Annotated in this window: 17 protein-coding genes; 4 read left to right on the top strand and 13 right to left on the bottom strand. The window is 72.6% G+C overall.

Going from position 1 to position 15,521, the window contains the following annotated elements; translation table 11 throughout:
- Positions 1–232: 232 nt before the first annotated feature.
- The gene (locus ACZ6SD_RS29530) at positions 233–445 is read right to left on the bottom strand and encodes an antitoxin (protein WP_465320289.1); all 213 of its coding nucleotides are present in this window, start codon (positions 443–445) and stop codon (positions 233–235) included.
- An 86-nt stretch (positions 446–531) separates the two neighbouring features.
- Positions 532–1,365 (bottom strand): isocitrate lyase/PEP mutase family protein, encoded by an 834-nt coding sequence (locus ACZ6SD_RS29525; protein WP_465320288.1) that lies wholly within the window; start codon positions 1,363–1,365, stop codon positions 532–534.
- Positions 1,366–1,499: 134 nt separating this feature from the next.
- Here ACZ6SD_RS29525 and ACZ6SD_RS29520 point away from each other — a divergent pair, with 134 nt between their 5' ends.
- Together ACZ6SD_RS29520 and ACZ6SD_RS29515 are read left to right on the top strand one after the other, a co-directional pair.
- Positions 1,500–2,963, top strand: coding sequence for an AlkA N-terminal domain-containing protein (locus ACZ6SD_RS29520; protein ID WP_465320287.1), 1,464 nt, complete (start codon positions 1,500–1,502; stop codon positions 2,961–2,963).
- 10 nt (positions 2,964–2,973) lie between these two features.
- Complete coding sequence (locus ACZ6SD_RS29515; protein ID WP_465320286.1) at positions 2,974–3,486, top strand: methylated-DNA--[protein]-cysteine S-methyltransferase; 513 nt, start codon at positions 2,974–2,976, stop codon at positions 3,484–3,486.
- Positions 3,487–3,554: 68 nt separating this feature from the next.
- Here ACZ6SD_RS29515 and ACZ6SD_RS29510 read toward each other — a convergent pair whose 3' ends face one another.
- The 4 genes from ACZ6SD_RS29510 to ACZ6SD_RS29495 form a co-directional block, all read right to left on the bottom strand.
- Positions 3,555–3,908 carry a hypothetical protein gene (locus ACZ6SD_RS29510; RefSeq protein WP_465320285.1) on the bottom strand — a complete coding sequence of 118 codons (354 nt, stop codon included), beginning with the start codon at positions 3,906–3,908 and terminating at the stop codon, positions 3,555–3,557.
- A gap of 223 nt (positions 3,909–4,131) precedes the next feature.
- The gene (locus tag ACZ6SD_RS29505) at positions 4,132–4,515 is read right to left on the bottom strand and encodes an MmcQ/YjbR family DNA-binding protein (protein ID WP_465320284.1); all 384 of its coding nucleotides are present in this window, start codon (positions 4,513–4,515) and stop codon (positions 4,132–4,134) included.
- 37 nt (positions 4,516–4,552) lie between these two features.
- The gene (locus ACZ6SD_RS29500; protein ID WP_465320283.1) at positions 4,553–5,806 is read right to left on the bottom strand and encodes a nucleotide sugar dehydrogenase; all 1,254 of its coding nucleotides are present in this window, start codon (positions 5,804–5,806) and stop codon (positions 4,553–4,555) included.
- A gap of 34 nt (positions 5,807–5,840) precedes the next feature.
- The gene (locus tag ACZ6SD_RS29495) at positions 5,841–5,981 is read right to left on the bottom strand and encodes a hypothetical protein (protein ID WP_465320282.1); all 141 of its coding nucleotides are present in this window, start codon (positions 5,979–5,981) and stop codon (positions 5,841–5,843) included.
- 338 nt (positions 5,982–6,319) lie between these two features.
- Here ACZ6SD_RS29495 and ACZ6SD_RS29490 point away from each other — a divergent pair, with 338 nt between their 5' ends.
- Positions 6,320–6,856: an EF-hand domain-containing protein gene (locus ACZ6SD_RS29490; RefSeq protein ID WP_465320281.1), complete on the top strand. Its 537-nt coding sequence runs from the start codon at positions 6,320–6,322 to the stop codon at positions 6,854–6,856.
- A 72-nt stretch (positions 6,857–6,928) separates the two neighbouring features.
- Here the strand turns inward: ACZ6SD_RS29490 and ACZ6SD_RS29485 are convergent, their stop codons facing one another.
- From ACZ6SD_RS29485 to ACZ6SD_RS29455, 7 genes are read right to left on the bottom strand one after another with little or no spacing between them, the layout of a single operon-like run.
- A complete protein-coding gene (locus tag ACZ6SD_RS29485; RefSeq protein WP_465320280.1) occupies positions 6,929–8,236 on the bottom strand; it encodes an FAD-dependent oxidoreductase in 1,308 nt (435 codons plus the stop codon).
- The gene (locus tag ACZ6SD_RS29480) at positions 8,233–8,634 is read right to left on the bottom strand and encodes a DUF6917 domain-containing protein (protein WP_465320279.1); all 402 of its coding nucleotides are present in this window, start codon (positions 8,632–8,634) and stop codon (positions 8,233–8,235) included. Before ACZ6SD_RS29480 ends, ACZ6SD_RS29485 begins: the two co-directional genes overlap by 4 nt.
- Positions 8,631–9,560: a Gfo/Idh/MocA family protein gene (locus tag ACZ6SD_RS29475; RefSeq protein ID WP_465320278.1), complete on the bottom strand. Its 930-nt coding sequence runs from the start codon at positions 9,558–9,560 to the stop codon at positions 8,631–8,633. Before ACZ6SD_RS29475 ends, ACZ6SD_RS29480 begins: the two co-directional genes overlap by 4 nt.
- Entirely contained in the window at positions 9,560–10,771 is a 1,212-nt protein-coding gene (locus ACZ6SD_RS29470) for an Ldh family oxidoreductase (protein WP_465320277.1), read from the bottom strand. The genes ACZ6SD_RS29475 and ACZ6SD_RS29470 overlap by 1 nt, the downstream gene beginning before the upstream one ends.
- A 32-nt stretch (positions 10,772–10,803) precedes the next feature.
- Positions 10,804–12,099 (bottom strand): M20/M25/M40 family metallo-hydrolase, encoded by a 1,296-nt coding sequence (locus ACZ6SD_RS29465; protein ID WP_465320276.1) that lies wholly within the window; start codon positions 12,097–12,099, stop codon positions 10,804–10,806.
- Positions 12,096–12,944, bottom strand: a complete 849-nt coding sequence (locus ACZ6SD_RS29460; protein WP_465320275.1) for a sugar phosphate isomerase/epimerase family protein — start codon at positions 12,942–12,944, stop codon at positions 12,096–12,098. Before ACZ6SD_RS29460 ends, ACZ6SD_RS29465 begins: the two co-directional genes overlap by 4 nt.
- Positions 12,941–13,942, bottom strand: coding sequence for a Gfo/Idh/MocA family oxidoreductase (locus ACZ6SD_RS29455; RefSeq protein ID WP_465320274.1), 1,002 nt, complete (start codon positions 13,940–13,942; stop codon positions 12,941–12,943). Before ACZ6SD_RS29455 ends, ACZ6SD_RS29460 begins: the two co-directional genes overlap by 4 nt.
- Before the next feature lie 370 nt (positions 13,943–14,312).
- On the opposite strand from ACZ6SD_RS29455, the gene ACZ6SD_RS29450 reads away from it, so the two are divergent.
- Entirely contained in the window at positions 14,313–15,518 is a 1,206-nt protein-coding gene (locus ACZ6SD_RS29450; protein ID WP_465320273.1) for a DegT/DnrJ/EryC1/StrS family aminotransferase, read from the top strand.
- The last annotated feature ends 3 nt before the right edge of the window (positions 15,519–15,521 follow it).

The raw sequence follows: 15,521 nt of genomic DNA, 5'->3' as shown, positions 1-15,521 counted from the left end.
AAGGAAGATCCCTAAACTTGCCGTGGTCGTGGGGCCGTAGGCTCCCCACCCGTCTTTCCCACGACGGGATCTTCCTTCGTAGGGGCCCCAAAGAAGCCACTCCACCCCATCGAGCAGACCCCACAACCCAGCCACCCAGGGAACCCGCTCCACCCGATCGAGCAACCCACCCAAGCGAGCCCCACGAAACCGAGCGGACCGGCCAGCCCCAAGGGAGCCAACCCCTGAGACCTCAGCGAGCGGCAGGCGGACGAGGCCCCGTCACCGACCGGACTTTCCGCACCGCTCCGTCGATCTGGCGGTGGTACTTGCCCTTGGTCCGCTGGTCCACGAACTGACCGGCCTTCGTGGCCAGCCGGTTCACCTTCTCCGGGTTCTTCTGCGCGTACTTCCGGGCCGCCGCTGCGGCCCCCGCCAGCGCGGTCAGCTTCTTCAGCAGAGGCATGGCGCTCCTTCCGTGCCGATGGACGACCTTGGACTCTCGTCCGTTCAACGGCTCAGGTACCCCGGAAGGTTCCTGGCCAACCGCGATCACCTGGCGAGTAGGCCGTTCAGCTCCCCCCACGTCATCGCGTCCGGTACCGATTTATACGTACCCGACGCGAGCAACTCGCGAGTAGCGCTGCGCATGAGGCCGTAGGCCGCCTCGGCGACCGCCGGGCCCAGGCTGACCCGGGCGACGCCCGCCGCTCGAAGCTCGCCGACACTGGGTGACCTTGGGCTCACGGTGACGTTCAGCGGCGCGGGGATCTCCCGGGCCAGCGCGGTGATCGTGTCGAGGTCGGCCAGTCCGGGCACGAAGATGCCCGACGCGCCTGCCGTGAGGTAGGCGTTCGCGCGTTCCACGGTGGACTTGAAACGAGTGTCCGCGTCGCCGACCGCGCGCAGGTAGGTGTCGGTGCGCGCGTTGATATAGAGCGGGATTCCCGCTTCTTCGGCCGCTGATCGGGCCGCGGCTAACCGGTCGGTCTGCTCGTCCACGGTGCGCAATGGACCGCTGTCCGTCGCGAAGGAGTCCTCAATGTTCACGCCTACCGCCCCGGCGGTAAGCACAGCCCGGATCGTGTCGGCGACGTCGTCGGGCGTCGTGCCGAACCCGGTCTCGATATCCGCTGTGACGGGGACGTCCACAGCGGCGACCACCCGGGCCACGAGGTCGACCGCCCGGGTCCGGTCGAGCCGGTCGCCGTCAGGTGCGCCGAGGCTCCAGGCCACGCCCGCGCTGGTGGTCGCCACCGCGCGCACGCCCTCGGCCACGGACACGCGGGCACTGGCGACATCCCAGGCATTTGCCAAGGCCAGCACCTCGCCGCCGGTGTGCAGTGCGTGGAACAGCGCGGCCCGATCCTGGTGCGAAGTGGTCATACCCAAGAGCCAAGCACCACCCACCGACAAAAACCGGAACCCGGGATTGGCGAAAAAACGACACCGCCGTCTTCTGGACGCACAAGTCGTTTTACCGCTAGCAGCTCTGTGGCGTCGAAGACCATCCTGTGCGGGTGCATGAGGATTTCGACCGCTGCGTGCGTGCTGTGCGGTCCAAGGACGCGCGGTTCGACGGCTGGTTTTTCACCGCGGTCCGGACCACCCGCATCTACTGCCGTCCGAGTTGCCCGGGTATGCCGCCCAAAGCGGAGAACATGGCTTTCTTTCCCAGCGCCGCCGCCGCCCAGCAGGCCGGATACCGGGCGTGCAAGCGGTGCCGCCCGGACGCCAGCCCCGGGTCGCCGCAGTGGAACGAGCGCGCCGATTTGGCCGCGCGCGCGATGCGGCTGATCGCCGACGGTGTCGTCGACCGCGCGGGGGTTCCCGGTCTGGCCGCGCGCCTGGGTTACAGCGTCCGGCAGGTGGAGCGGCAGTTGCTCGCCGAGTTCGGCGCGGGTCCGCTCGCGTTGGCCAGGGCGCAGCGCGCGCAGACCGCGCGGCTGCTGATCGAGACCACCGCCCTGCCGATGAGCGAGGTCGCCGCCGCGGCGGGCTTCGGCAGCATCCGCACGTTCAACGACACCGTGCGCGAGGTGTTCGCCCTGCCGCCCACCGAGTTGCGGCTCCGCGCGGGACGGCAGGTGTCCAGCCCCGGCGTCATCTCGCTGCGGCTGCCCTTCCGCGAGCCGCTGTGCCCGGACAACCTGTTCGGGCACCTCGCCGCCACCGCCGTCCCGGGCGTCGAGGAGTGGCGCGACGGCGCGTACCGGCGCACGCTGCGCCTGCCGCACGGCACCGGCATCGTCACGCTGCGGCCGACCGCCGACCACATCGCCTGCCAGCTCGCCCTGACCGACCTGCGCGACCTGGCCCGCGCCATCAGCCGCTGCCGCAGGCTGCTCGACCTCGACGCCGACCCGGTGGCCGTGGACGACCTGCTGGCCGCCGACCCGGTGCTGGCCCCCTACGTCCGCAAGGACCCCGGCCGCCGCGTCCCGCGCACGGTCGACGGAGCCGAGATGGCCATCCGCGCGGTCCTCGGCCAGCAGGTGTCGACCGCGGCGGCGCGCACGCACGCCGCGCGCCTTGTCCTCGACCACGGCGACCCGGTGCACGACCCGGCGGGCGGCCTGACCCACCTGTTCCCCACCCCGACGACGCTGGCCAACCTCGACCCGGAGCGCTTGGCCCTGCCGCACGCCCGCCGGGACACCCTGCTCGCCCTGGTCCACGCCCTCACCTCGGGCGCGATCGACCTCGGCGTCGGCGCCGACCGCGACCTGGCCCGCGCCCGGCTCGCCGCGCTGCCCGGGTTCGGCCCGTGGACGGTGGAGACCATCGCGATGCGCGCCCTAGGCGACCCGGACGCGTTCCTCCCCGGCGATCTGGGCGTGCGCGCCGCCGCCCGCGCGCTGGGCCTGCCGTTCTCCCCGGCCGGGTTGACCGCGCACGCCTCGGCTTGGCGTCCGTGGCGCGCCTACGCTGTGCAGTACCTGTGGGCCACCGGGGACCACCCGGTGAACCACCTGCCCGCCTGAGGAGAAGCGCGTGCGCACGCACACCATTGTGGACAGTCCGGTCGGCCCGCTGACCCTGGTCGCGTCCGACGGCGTCCTTTCCGGGCTGTATATGACCGAGCAACGCCACCGCCCGGGCGAGGAAACCTTCGGCGACCGCGACGGCTCGGCGTTCGGGCCGGTGGTCGAGCAGTTGGCGGCCTACTTCGCTGGCGACTTGACCGAGTTCGACCTGCCCCTGTCGTTCGCCGGAACCCCGTTCCAGCAAATGGTGTGGACAGCCCTGTGCGACATCCGGTTCGGCGAAGTCGTCACCTACGCCGAACTCGCGCGCCGCGTCGGCCGCCCCACCGCGTCCCGCGCGGTCGGCCTGGCGAACGGCAAGAACCCGATCAGCATCATCGTGCCCTGCCACCGCGTCATCGGCTCATCCGGCAGCCTGACCGGCTACGGCGGCGGCCTGGACCGCAAGCGGCACCTGCTCGACTTCGAGCGGGCCAAGATCCCGGGCGCCGCACGGGCTGTGTCCGCGGGCCTGTGGTGAGAACTGGCTGAGCGCGGCCCTTGGCCAACCGCACCCGGTCGACCAAGGGCCGCGTCGCTCAGCGCGCTTTAGGTCCGGAACTGGAACTTGCTGGCGACCCGGTCGTGGCCCGGGGTGCACCACGCCGTGGATCCGCGCCGGTCACCCAGCCAGCGCCACTCGCCCTGGTGCTCGTAGCGGGCCCCGCCCTGGCAGGCGATCGTCGCGCGGTAGCTCGCCGGGCCGCGGCCGTCGCACCAGCCCGAGAACCGCTTGGTGTTCTGCTCCCACACCGTGCACTTCGGCGCCTTGGTGGTGCTCACCGTGCTCGCCGTGGCCGTTGTTGCCGCAGTGCCCGCGTGCGCGGCGGGCGCCGCCAAGAGCGCCAATCCGGCGGCGGCCGCACCGGCGGCCGTCGCGATTCGGGTGAATCGTGTCGTCATCTGCTGTCCCCTCGTCTCGTGCGCAGATCCCGTTTTCCTTGCCGTGCCAGCGAATCTCGCTGTTCTCGCCGACAACGCCAAGGTAGGGAACCCAGCCAGGGAACGGCATCTGCCCAGAGTTGTGTTCTCCGGTCACCCGGCCGACGTGCTCGACCGCGCGGAGTCAACCCGCTGCGGTAGATGGCGGTACGTCATTGGGTTGACAGGCGTAACCGAGGCGCCGCTAAGGCTTGTTCTCCAGCGCGGCCACGGCGCGCTTGGGGGCGGTCATGCGCCAGGCCTGGGTGAGCAGCGCGGCCAGCTCGTCCCAGTCCGGGGCGCCGGTCAGGTGGGCGGCGACCCAGCCGCGGGCGCCGAGGTAGGCGGGGACGAAGTAGCGGTCGGGGTCGGCGGCGCAGAGGGCTTGCTGTTCCCCGGGGGGCGCTTTGACGCACAGGGCCAGTTTCCCGTCGCCGTGGTGGTCGGCCAGCAGCCAGGCGAAGCGCTTCTTGGCGACCAGGAAACCGGTGTGGCCGTTGCTGTCCTCGGTCACCGTGCCCGGCAGCCGCCCTGCCAGCGCCAGCAGCCGCGCCCGGGCGGCAGCGTGGTCCTCGTCTGTCCACTCCACACGCTCACGATGGCAGAGAACCGGGGCCGGGGGAAGGTCAGAGGCGTTCCACGCGGTCGCCGTCCATGCGGCCGTGGGTGTCGAAGACCGCGCGGGCGGTGCGCGCGATCATGCCGAGGTCGAAGACGCGGTGCGGTTGCAGCAGCACCACCAGGTCGGCCGCGGCCACCGCGCGCTCCACTTCGGACTCGGCGGGCACCGGCTCGCCGTCCACGGTGAAGGTGGGCGCGTGCGGGTCGTGGTAGGCGACGTGGACGCCGAAGGCGCGCAGTTGGCGGACGACGCCGATCGCCGGTGACTGGCGCTGGTCGCCGACGTCGGCCTTGTACGTCACGCCGAGCAGCAGCACCCGGGCGCCGTAGACCGGGCCGCCCTCGCGGATCAGGATGTCGCGGGCGCGGCGCGCGACGTAGCCCGGCATGCCCGCGTTGACCTCCTGCGCCGTGGTGACCATCGAGCAGGGCAGGCCCTCCGCGCGGGCGCGGTTGGCCAGGTAGCGCGGGTCGACCGGGATGCAGTGGCCGCCGACGCCGGGGCCGGGGGAGAACGACGCGAAGCCGAACGGCTTGGTCGCCGAACAGCGCAGCACGTCCCACACGTCGACGCCGACGCGGTCGCAGAAGACGGCCAACTCGTTGACCAGGGCGATGTTCACCAGGCGGTAGCTGTTCTCCAGCAGCTTGGCCGTCTCCGCCTCGCGCAGCCCCGCCGCGACCACGACCGAGTCGACCAGGTCCTCGTAGAACGCCTCGCATCGCTTGGCGCACACCGAAGTCAGGCCGCTGACGACCTTCGGTGTGTTCTCCAGCGTGTGCTCGCCGTTGCCCGGGTCGATGCGCTCGGGGGAGTAGGCGAGGTTGAAGTCGACCCCGGCCACGAGCCCGTTCGCGGACAGGATGGGCGCCAGCACCTCCTCGGTGGTGCCCGGGTAGCTGGTGGACTCCAGCACCACCAGGGTGCCCGCGCGCAGGTGCTCGCCGACCGCCCGGCCCGCGGCCAGCACCGCCCGCAGGTCGGGCTCGCCGTCGACCAGGCCGGTGGGCACGCAGATCACCACGGTGTCCGCGGTGGCCACCGCGGTGAACTCGGTGTCGACGGTGAAACCCTGGCGCAGCATGGCTCTGACGTGCCGGTCCGCGGTGCCGTGCACGTGCGAGCGGCCCGCCCGCAGTCCGTCGACCACGGCGGGGTCCGTGTCGACGCCGACCACCGTGAGCCCAGCCGCGCAGGCGCGGCTCGCCAGCGGCAGCCCGACATAGCCGAGCCCGACGACCACCAGGTCGGCGGACACCGCGCGCTGTTGCTTTCTCCGGTGGGGCACGGGCTCAGGCGCGGCGGCTGCCGACGTGCGTGCCGCGGCCGGGCTGGGGGCAGCGCCCGGCCCGGCGCCGCGGACCCGAAGCGTCATCGTTGGTGACGATGTGCGACTCCAGCGGCGGAGCGGTGCAGCCTTCCGGGTTATGCATGACGATTTCCCCTCGCGGATCTGGGCCTGTGAGACACATGTTGGTCATTTCGGGGGAACGTCGCAGTCGCTCAGTCGGGTATCTATTTTCACCCTATCGGACAGTGGCGAGTAGCACTCGGTTTCCCTATCGTGCGCGGGGTTCACGCGTGCTCGGCGAAGCCGCCGCGGCGGCTGGACGCGGACCCGGGATCGATTACCGACACCTCGATAGGGAGTATCGGGATACACCCGAAAAGGGAAGCGTAGAACCCGTCTGATCGGTATCGGTCATTGCTACCGTCGATCACGGAGCTGCTCGAATGGGCGGCGCACCTCGGAATGCGAAGGAGCATGGTTGTGACCGCTAGCGTCCAGGACAGTCGCCTGAAGCGTCGCTTTGAACTCTGGGATTCCAATGGGGACGGCACGATCGACCGATCGGATTACGACACCGAGGCCCGGCGAATCCTGCGGGCATTCGGCGAGCCGGAGACCTCGCCCAAGGGGCGCGCCCTGATCTCGGCATACCTGGGCCTATGGGACAAACTGGCCCAGGTGACCGGCGTCGGCCCGGAGGGCACGGTGAGCATGGGACAGTTCATCGAGGCCTCCGAGCGCGAGCTGATCGACGCGGGCGACGCCGGTTTCGACCGCAACCTGCGCCCGACCATCGAGGCGATCGTCGACCTGTGCGACACCGACAGCGACGGCGAGGTCAGCCTGCTGGAGTTCCACCGCTGGATGGGGGCGGTCGGCGTGGACGAGCGCCAGGCGGACCAGGCTTTCCGCGAACTCGACACCGACGGCAGCGGGCACCTGTCGGTGGCGGAACTGGTGGACGCGGTCCGCGACTACCACCAGGGCAAGATCGACATCCCGATGCTCGGGCGCTGACCGGCCGAAACCCGGTGAACGGACGCTGCCCTGGGGCGATCCCCCAGGGCAGCGGTATGTCCGCCGATCACATCACCGTTGACGCGCCGTCGGGGCGAGGGCGGCCAGCAGCGCCCGGCCCAGCAGTCCGGGGCGCCGCAGTTCCGCCGGACGCGCGCGCATGTTGACCACGTCGGCGAACCGGCTGGCGACAACGGGATCGGTCATCGCCGCCCGGTCGATCGCGCCGTCGAGCGCCCGCAGCATCCGGTGGCCGCGCGGGCGCCGCCCGGTGACGTGCGGGAGCCGGAAGTCCTCGATGACGCTGGTCCGCCACGCCGCGTCCACGAGGACTTTCAGCCGGCGGAAATAGCCGTGCGCGTTCTCGTCGGTCCGCAGCCACGCGGCGAGGGCGGAGGCGTGCAGCGCGGCGGAGGGGACGCCCTGGCCGTAGATGGGGTTGAAGGACGCCACCGCGTCGCCCACCGGCACGACGCCGATCGGGAAGCGGGTGAGCTCGTGGAAGTCGCGGCGGATGCTATGCGGGAAGCGGAAAGCCGAGACCGGGCCTGCGGGAACGCATTCCTCTACCAATGCGCGGAAAGCGGCGGCCGGTTCGCGCAGACAGCGGGTGGTGAACTCCTCCGGGTCGCGGGTCGGGCGATCGGCGCCATAGCCGGAGACGGTGCAGATCCAGCGGTCCCGGCTGATCGCCGCGACACAGCTGACCCCGGGAGCGGCCCAGGCCGAGGAACGGGCCGAGTGGACGACCAGCAGGTCGTCCAGGCGCTGCCCGGGATAGCGGTGGTAGACGGTGGTCGCGTAGCCGAGGTCCAGGTTCAGCCTGCGCTTCGGCGGCGGAGCGTAGTCCAGCCGCACCAGCCAGTCGGACAGCCGGGACGACCGGCCGGTCGCGTCGACCACCAGGTCGGCGTCGGTGATGCGCTCACCCGAGGCCAGCCGGACACCGGTCACCCGGCCGGGAAACGCGCACAGGCCGACCACGCGATCGGCGGACAGGCGGACGTTCGGCAGGGCTAGGACCGCGCGGCGGACGTGCCACTCCAGCAGCGGTCGGTGCACCGGCAGCAACCGGTCCCCGGGAACTGGCGGGCGCATCCGGCCATCGGTGAACATCCCGCCGTCGGCGCCGGTGGCCAGCGGGACCGCCCCGTCGGCCACCAAATCGCCCAGCAGCGTCGGGAACCAGTGCGACAGCAGGTGCTGGGCCATGCCGAGCAGGATGTGGAACTGGTCGCCGTGCGCGGCTCCCGCGCGGTGGGCCGGGCCATCGGGCAGCGCGTCCGGCTCGATGATGACGATCTCGTCGGCGAACTCGTGCAGCACGCGGGCCGCGAGCAGGCCCGCGATGCTGCCGCCCGCGACGACCGCGAGTTTCACCGGGCTCCCGACTGGACGAAGTGGACGGACGACTCGGGCGCGAGGGCGATCTGCTCGCCGGTCACCGGGGACTCGCGGCGGATCAAGATGTTGTAGTGGTTGGGAAAGTGGCAGGCGTCGAAGCCGAGGACCGTGCCGACCACCCGGTCGCCGATGCGGACCTCGTCGCCGCGGTCGATGACGCCGCCGTGCGAGATCTCGGCGAAGCCGAGGAAGCCGACGCGATCGATGCTCGGGTCGGCCTCGGTGTGGTCGGTCGTCACCAACTCGTGCACCTCGCCCTGGCGCACGCACCGGCTGGCGAACTCCTCCAACCGCATCCCGCGGTCCTCGCGGCGGTGCACCAGCACCTTCACCAGCACTCCGGACACCGCCCGTTTGTCACCGTTCTCGATCATCCTCGACCTTCCCCGATCAGCGCCGCCCGCGGGTTTCCCGCCGCGCGGTACGTCGCGTCCACCAATGCCAGCGCCGCCAACCCCTCCCGGTCCACCCCGCCGGTGTGGATGGCCGACGCGAAGTCGCGCAGCACGCCCGCGTACTCGTGCCACAGTGACTGCTTGAACCCGGCGAACCCGGTCAGCAGGTCCGCGCGCCGCAGCCCGCCGTCGGCGAGCCGGACCTCGATGTCCTTGACCTCGCCCGGATAGCTCCAGTCCAGCTCCACCCGCGCCCGCGCGCCGCCCGCGTTTTCCAGCTCCACCACGGCTTGCCGGTCCACGCCGGTGTCGTCGCGGTGGATCTCGGCGCGGGACACTTGCAGGGGCCCGAGAAACAGGCTCGCCAGGTCGTAGGCGTTGGGGCCGTTGTCGGCGACGCACCCGCCGCCGCAGCGCACCGGGTCGAGGTACCAGCGGTCGTCGCCGACGTGGTCCTCGATCCGCTCCAGGTAGCGCACCCGCACCGACTCCACCGGCACCCCGTGCGGCAGGTCGTCAAGCAGGGTCCGGACCCGGGCGTTGTAGCGGCGGTGGAACGAGGTGAACAGCACCGCGCCGCGGGTCGCGGCCAACTCGACCATGGCGAGCCCGTCGACCAGCCGCGTCGCCAGCGGCTTCTCCACGCAGACCGGCAGTCCGGCGTCGAGCAGGTCAAGGCACACCGTGGCGTGCCGGTCGTTGGGCACGGTCACCACGACCGCGTCCAGCCCGCCAGCGGCGATCAGGTCGCGGTGGTCGCGCCAGCACGGCACCTCGTCGCGGTAGGGCGCGAGCGCTTCCGGCCGCACGTCGCACACCGCGCCCAGCCGCAGCGGTCCGCTCTCGCGCAACGCGGCCAGGTAGAACCGGGAGATCACGCCGAGTCCGATCACGCCGATGCGCATCAGCACGCTCCCGGCAGGCGCAGGTTCAGCCGGTCGGCGACGGCCCCGAGTTCGGCGTGCAGCGCCGCGCTGAGCGGCACCCCGTATCGGCGGGCGTCCTCGGCGTGCCGGGCCTCCGGCACCCCGGGGTAGGCGACGGTGCCACCCGGCTCGATGGGCGGGCAGCCCAGCAGCGACCCGAACAGCGCCCCGGCGTCGTAGTGGTAGCTGTCCGGGTCGCGCAGGGCGGCGGGGGCGACGGCCAGCACCAGGTAACCGATGTCGTCGTCGGCTGGGTTGCGCGGAGTGTTTTCCGTTGGCCTGCCCGATTTTCCGGCCGCGGGGACGCCGGTGGGGTCGGCGGCGCGGCTGGCGTGCCTGCCGGTGCCGCCAGCCGGGCGCGTGCCGGTGAGGGCGGCCGGGGACGGGCCGAGGCCAGAGCCGGGGACGAGGGCGGCGAGCACCTCCACCATCAGCCCGAGCCCGAATCCCTTGTACTCTCCCGATCCCGGCGCGCCCAGCCAGGTCAGGTGCGCCTCGCCGCGGTCGAAGCGGGTGGGGTCGGTGACCGGGGCGCCGCGGTCGTCGGCGAGCCAGCCTGCCGGGATGTCCCGGCCCGCGCGGGCGGCCGCGCGGACCTTGCCGGTGGGCACGGCGGTGGTGCTCATGTCCAGCACGAACGGCGGGTGCTCGCCCGCCGGGGCGGCGACGCTGAGCGGATTGGTGCCCAGCATCGGCACCAGCCCGCCCGGCGGCCGGGCGATCCGCTGGTGTCCGCAGTTCGCGGCCACCACGCCGATCATGCCGTGCGCCACGGCGCGCAGCGCGTGGAAGCCCGCGCAGCCGAAGTGCGTTCCGCCGCGCACGGACACCAAACCGATGCCGTGCTCGGCGGCCCGGTCCGCGGCGAGGTCCATGGCCTCGGCCGCCAGCCACAGCCCGAGCGCGCCGCGGCCGTCGAGCAGGACCGACGCGCCGCGGTCGGCGAGGACGCGCGGCTCGGTCTCGGCGCTTCCCCGGCCGGAAGCCAGCAGCGGCAGGTAGATCCGGGTCAGGTTCACCAGCCCGTGGGACGTGGTGCCGGTGATGTCGCCGTGGCACAGGGCTTCCGCCGCGGTCCGCGCCCGCGCGCGGGTGGCGCCGTGTGCGGTGAACACGGCGGCGGTGAAGTCGAGCAGGTCGTCATGCGGGACGCGCACCCGGGTGCGTGGGGCGGTGTCCAGGTCGGTCATGGTGAGCCGTTCTTGTCGGGCTGGCGAGCGGGTCAGTGGGGTCTGCCGGGGGCCGCGCGGAACGCGCGCAGCAGGCGGGAAACCTGGTCGGCGAACGCGGCCAGGTCGGCGATGGCGACGAACTCGCCCTCGGCGTGCGCGTTGTTGGCGGTCAGGTCGCCGGGGCCGAGCACCGCGGTCGCCGCGGGCGCCCCGGCAAGCCAAATCGCGTCGCAGGTGAACGCGGGCTCTGCGGCGGGCCAGGCGGGGATGCCCGCCTCGGCCATCAGCGCGTCGAGCCACGGGTCCTCGCCCGCGAGCGCTGGCAGGTCGCGCTTGTCCCAGCGCACCGTGGTCACCTTGGCCGCCTCGGCGGCGGTGCGAGCCAGCTCCGGGACTGCGGCGAACGCGGCGCGGAACCGGTCGACGCCGGTGGCGACCGCGTGCTCCAGCCGCGCGGTCAGCCGGGCGCCCGCGTCTGCGTCGGCGTAGGCCAGGTTCACCAGCAGGTCGCCGGTGCCGTAGACGCGGTTGTGCAGGTTCCCGGTGTGCAGGCCCGCGACGCACGCGTGGCCGCCCTCGTCGCCGGTCAGCTCGGCGGCGAGGTGCTGGGCGAGGTAGCCGAGCAGCACGGTCGCGTTGTGGCCGTCGCCGGGCCGGTCGTCAATGGCGCCGTGGCCAGCCACCCGGATGCGGGCGGTGGCCGAGGCGGTGGCGCGCGGCAGGTAGCGCAGGCTGGTCGGCTCGCAGAAGACGTTGAGCTCGCCGATGAAACCGGCCTCCACCAACGGGCGCGTGCCGAAGGTGCCCAGCGCGCCGCCTTCTTCGCCGGACACCGCCTGCACCAGGACCGAGACCTCGGTGCCGATGGCCGGGTCGCGCGCGACGGCGTCGCGGATGCCCGCGAGCAGCGCGACCGCGGGCCCCTTGGCGTCGACCGCGCCGCGCCCGCGCACCACCGCGCCGTCGCGGCGGCCCGGCTCGTGGCAGGCGACGGTGTCGAGGTGGACGTTGAACATCACCGTGCGCGCCCGCTCCGGGCCCAGGCGCAGCACGAGATTCGGTTGGCAGTACAGGAAACCCGGCCCGGCGGCGGCCCGCACGACCGTGGGCACCCCCGGCCGGTCCAGCACCGACCGGTCGGCCGGTTCGTGGTGCACCACGGTGAAACCGGCGGCGGCGCGCGCGTACTCCCGTTGCGCCTCCCAGAGTCGCGCGGGTTCGTCGGTCTCCAGCGGGCCCGCGGTGGGCAGGTCGATCAGGCGCAGCAGCAAATCGATGTCCGCGTCGGTCAGCAGAGTCGGGGCGGTCCGGGCGGCTTCGGCGGCCACGGAGGGCACAGCGGTCACGGCGCCGAGCCGACCCGGGCGAGCAGCCCAGCCAGCGCGCGGCCCGCCGCGACGAACCCCTCGGCGGCGCCGAGGCTCCCGCCGCCCTCGTGCGGGCGCAGGCTCAGGTGCGGCTCGATCGACAGCGCGCCCCGATAACCGTTGTCCAGCAGTACTTTCAGACAACCCACAAGATCAACCTCACCCTCGCCCGGAAGTGTCCACACTGGACCAGCGAGGCCGTCCTTGATGTGCACGTGGTCGACGTGCTCGGCCAGCACCGTGAGCTGGTCGAGCGCGGAATAGCCGTACGCGAGCCCGTTGCCGGTGTCGAACAGCAGCCGCAGCGCCGGACTGCCCGCCTCATCGAGCATCCGCAGCGCGTGCTCGGCGCCCTGGCCAGCCCAGCCCGCGCAGTTCTCGTGCAGCAGCACCAGATCCGCCTGCTCGGCACGCAGCGCCAGCTCGCGCATCCGGCGCAGCACCCGCCGCTCCCACTCGTCGGCGTGCAGCCCGTCGTTCGGGTACGACATGACCCGCACGTGCCGGGTGCCCAGCCGGGCGCAGCGGCTCTCCAGCACGCGCAGCTGCGCGAGGTCGCGGCCGAAGTCGCCGGTGATCACAGTGGACCAGTCGCCGATGGTGGAGTCGACGCACACCGTGCTGATGCCGTGCTCGGCGAGGGTGTCGGCCACCGCGTCGAACGCGGCGTCGTCCAGGTCGGCGATCCGCACGCCGTCCACGGTGCGCAACTCGATCGCCGACCACCCCAGCTCCGCGAGCGCGGCCACCTGGTCGGCCAGCGTTGGTCCCGCCTCGTCGCCGATGCCGGCCAACACCAGCGGTGTCGATGGCGCGGGCCTCATGGGGCCGACCCCACCGGCGTTGCCACACCGGCGAGCCGCTTCGCCTCGGCGATCAGGCCGACCACGGACGCGCCGATGACGGGCTCGTCGAGCAGAGGCTCCTCGCAGGCGAAATGCCGGTAGGCGCGGGAGATGAACGCGGCCAGCGCGTCGTCGCGGAACACCGAGTCGACCTGCCCGCCCTTGGTGCGCACGGAAAGCTGCGCGTAGTCGTCGGCCGAGCTGATCGGGTAGTGGCCGACGAGCGCGCCCGCGTCGAGGCCGACGGTGAGCCGACGCTCGCGCACCGGGGCGGTCAGGTCGGAGCGGATCTCGGTCAGCACCCCGTTCTCGTGCCGCAGCCGCAGCCACGCCCCGCCCATTCCCGGGAACACCGCGCCGCCGACGAGCATGTCCGCGCAGCCCGCCTCGGTCACCTCGGCGGGACCGGCCAGCAGCAGCGCGACCGACAGCGAGTGCGGCAGTTCGACATCGAAGGCCGTGGGGTGGTCGTCGCCAGCGAACGTGCGCGCGAAGCGGGGCTTGCGCTGCAGGAAGTTCAGCGACCGGACCGTGCCGAGCCTGCCGCCGTGCAGCACGCCGACGATCCGGGCGGTCAGCTCGCTGCACCGCCACTGGGCGACCGGCAGCAGGTCGAGCCCGGCCGCGTCGCGCAGCCGCAGCACGTCCCGCAGCTCAGTTTCGTCCATCGCCAGGGGTTTTTCCACCAGCACCCGGCGGAACCCCAGCTCGGCCAGTTCGGTGAGCGGGCGCAGCCGCGCGCTCGGGCCGGTGCACAGGTGCACCACCGTGCGAGCCGGGTCGAGCACGGTGGCGGCGTGCGCCAGTGAGCGGGCGACGACCAGATCGGGGGCCTCCGGCACGGCGGTGGCCGGGTCGAACACGACGATCGGCGGCCTGCCGAGCGCGCGGCCGGTGCCGAAGCCGAGTCCGCGCAGCACCGGCAGGTGCAGCCCCGAACCCGATCGGCCCAGTCCCACGATGAGCGTGCCCAGCATGGGTCGTGCCTCCTGCGCGGCGGTTCGTCTCGGGTGAGGGGACGGGCGGGTGGAAAGAAGGTGGTCTGTGGAGCGGGGGCGGGGGTGGCTCCGCTCGACCGCGCCAACCTTGGCCGCGCGGCCCACCAGTGTCAACGTGGGACGGGAACGGCCACACGACCGTGTGATCTTTTGTTTCCGTTGCGGTTCAACGGATGTGTGACGGCCTAGGTTGGGCAGCGGGCCGAGTGGGGCCACCGTCGGGGAGTCGGCGTCAGTCGGCGTGGCCGCGACCACCGGGGTTCGCGGCTTCGTGACCCCACCGTGAATCCGCCGGGAGGCCGCCGACGGCGGCTGTCGGCGCACGGTCACCGTCGGTGAAAGGACAGGCATGGAGCACGCCGCGACGCTCGCGGAGCCCGGCACGGCCACCCCATCCGGTGCGCGGGTGCCGTTTTTCACCCAGGCGGCTGCCTTCGCCGCGCTGTGGCCCGAGATCGAGGCGAACGTCACCGCCGTCATCGAGCGCGGCAAGTACTCCCACGGCCACGCGGTCGGCGAGTTCGAGGCCGCGCTGGGCCGGGTCGTGGACGCCGCGCACGTGGTCGGGGTCAACTCCGGCACCGATGCGCTGGTGCTGCTGCTGCGCGCCGCTGGCCTGGAGGCGGGCGACGAGGTCGTCGTGCCCGCGTTCAGCTTCGTGGCCTCGGCGTCCTCGGTGGTGCTCGCGGGCGGGCGGCCGGTGTTCGCCGACATCGACCCGGTCGCCTACGCGCTCGACCCGGCCGCCGCTGCGGCCGCGGTCACCACGCGCACCCGGATGCTCATGCCGGTGCACCTGTTCTGCCAGCTCGCCGACCTCGGGGCCCTCGGCAGGCTCGCCGAGCGGCACGCGCTGACCGTGGTCGAGGACAGCGCGGAGGCCATCGGCATGCGCTGGGACGGCACGCACGCCGGACTGCACGGCGCGGGCGGGGTGCTGTCGTTCTTCCCGACCAAGACCCTCGGCGCGCTCGGCGACGCGGGCGCGGTCATCACCAATGACGACCGGATCGCCGAGACCGCCGCCGCGCTGCGCCACCATGGCAGGTTCGGGCACACCCTCGACCACTTCCCCGGCATCGGCAACGAGACCGTGCTCTCGGGTCTGAACAGCAAGATGGACGACATCCAGGCCGCCGTGCTGCTGGCCAAGCTGGGCAGGCTCGACGCCGACATCGCCCGCCGCGCCGAGTTGGCCGCCGCCTACACCGAGCGGCTGCGCGGCTGCTCCGGCGTGCGCAGGCTGCCGACCGTGGTCGAGCGCGAGGTCGAGACGAACCCGGTGTTCTACGTCTACGCCGTCGAAGTGGAGCGCCGCGACGCGCTGGTCGCCCACCTCGCCGCGCACCAGGTGGGCACCGAGACCTACTACCCGGTCCCGCTGCACCTGCAGCCGTGCTTCGCCGACCTCGGCCACCGGCGCGGGGAGTTCCCGCACGCCGAAGCCGCCTGCGCGCGCGCCGTCGCCCTGCCGCTCTACCCGGACCTCACCGAAGCGCAGGTCGACCGGGTGTGCGAGTTGATCCGCGCGTTCTACGGCGGGAGCCGGTCGTGACCG

It is taken from the genome of Actinokineospora sp. NPDC051303, from assembly GCF_055586285.1.
Note: the sequence above shows the minus strand (reverse complement) of the source record. Positions and strands in the feature narration are given on the sequence as shown.